Here is a 1845-nt window from a genome sequence, read left to right on the forward strand (position 1 = left end):
GGCCCGCGCCGCGGCAGGCGGCCACTCGGACTGGTCCTCGCTCCGCTGCTGGGGCTTCTCGCCCTGGCCGTGGCGGTGGGGGTCTCGCTGGGGTCGGTGTCCATCCCCCTCGGCGACGTCTGGGCGATCGTCGCCCACCGCGCGGCCCCGGGTTCCTTCACCCCGTGGTGGTCCGAGGCCCGCGAGGCGATCGTGATCGAGTCCCGGCTGCCGAGGTCGCTCATGGCGGCGGCGGTGGGCGCGTCCCTCGCGGTGGCGGGAGGCGTCGCCCAGGCTGTCACGCGCAACCCACTGGCCGACCCGTACCTGCTGGGGGTGTCGTCCGGGGCCGGTTTCGGCGTCGTCGTCCTGACCGTCCTGGGCGTGGGTGCCGGGATGTGGGGCGTCTTCACGCTCCCGATGGCCGCTTTCCTCGGCGCCCTGCTGCCACTGGCCGGGGTGGTCCTGGTGGCCCGTCGCGCGCACGACACCACGGCGATCGTGCTGGTGGGGGCGGCCCTGACGATGATGTTCGGCGCGCTCAACACGTTCACGCTGTTGGTGTTGGGCGACGACCACCAACTGGGCACCGTCATGCGCTGGCTGGCCGGCGGGTTCGGTGACGCCGGGTGGACCATGCTCCTGGCCCCGGTCTCGATCCTCGCCGTCGCGGGCGTCCTGGTGATGCTGTCCAGCCGCCACCTGGACCTCCTCCTGACCGGCGACGACGGCGCCACGGCCATGGGCATGAACGTCCCGCGGTTCCGGCTGCTCATGTTGCTGCTGGTCTCGATGCTCACCGCGGGGGCGGTGGCGGTCTCCGGGACCATCGGGTTCATCGGACTGCTCATCCCGCATCTCGCCGGGTACGTCACCGGGCGCACGTCGGCCCGGTTACTGCCGACGGCCGCGGTGCTCGGGGCGGTGGCCCTGGTGCTGGCCGACATCGCGGCCCGGTCCGTCAGCGACGGTGCCGAGCTCCCGGTGGGCGTCGTCACGGGGATCGTGGGGGGTCCGGTGTTCCTGATCATGCTGTGGCGGCGCTACGGAAGGTCGGCGACGTGACCACACTGACCGCGGCCGACGTCTCCACCGACCTCGGGGGTCGCCGGATCCTCGAGGGGGTGGACCTGACCATCGCACCCGGCCGGGTCACCGCGCTGGTGGGCCCCAACGGCAGTGGCAAGACGACCCTGCTGCGCACCTGCTACCGGGCCCTGCCCACGACCGCCGGACTGGTGCGCCTCGACGGCGACGACATCACCTCGCTCCGCCGGCGGGCCCTGGCGCGGACGGTGGGCGTGAGCACCCAGGAGCCGGTCTCGTTGGGTGGCATCACGGTCCGGGAGTCGGTGCGACTGGGCCGGACGGTGACACGCGGGCTGTTCGAGCCGTTCGGGACCGACGACGCCGACGTGGTGGACACCGTGCTCGACCGTGTGGGGTTGGCCGGGTTGGCGGCCCGCGACGTCCTGGCCCTGTCGGGGGGCGAACGGCAGCGGGTGTCGATCGCCCGGGCGTTGGCGCAGCAGCCGGAGGTGCTCCTGCTGGACGAGCCCACCAACCACCTCGACCTGCACCAGCAGCTCTCGGTCCTGGCGCTGCTGCGGGAGCTGGCGGCCGGCGGGTTGGCGGTCCTGCTGACGCTCCACGACCTCCGGATGGCCACCGAGTACTGCGACGCGATGGTGGTCCTCGACGAGGGCCGGGTGGTGGCGACCGGTGCGCCCGAGGAGGTGCTCGATCCCGCCCTCCTGGCCGAGGTGTTCAGGGTCCGCGGGCAGGTGCGGCCGCGGCCGGGCGGCGGCCGCACGCTGGACGTCTGGGGACTCGCCGATGAGTGACCCCGCGCCCGGCCCCGGCGCC

Annotated in this window: 2 protein-coding genes; both read left to right on the top strand. The window is 73.8% G+C overall.

What is annotated here, in order from left to right:
• Positions 1-30 precede the first annotated feature (30 nt).
• Positions 31-1044: an iron ABC transporter permease gene (locus G6022_RS12690; RefSeq protein ID WP_182691677.1), complete on the top strand. Its 1014-nt coding sequence runs from the start codon at positions 31-33 to the stop codon at positions 1042-1044.
• Complete coding sequence (locus G6022_RS12695) at positions 1041-1823, top strand: ABC transporter ATP-binding protein (protein WP_179523955.1); 783 nt, start codon at positions 1041-1043, stop codon at positions 1821-1823. The genes G6022_RS12690 and G6022_RS12695 overlap by 4 nt, the downstream gene beginning before the upstream one ends.
• The last annotated feature ends 22 nt before the right edge of the window (positions 1824-1845 follow it).

The organism is Dietzia sp. Cai40 (assembly GCF_014145165.1).
Taxonomy (GTDB): domain Bacteria; phylum Actinomycetota; class Actinomycetes; order Mycobacteriales; family Mycobacteriaceae; genus Dietzia; species Dietzia natronolimnaea.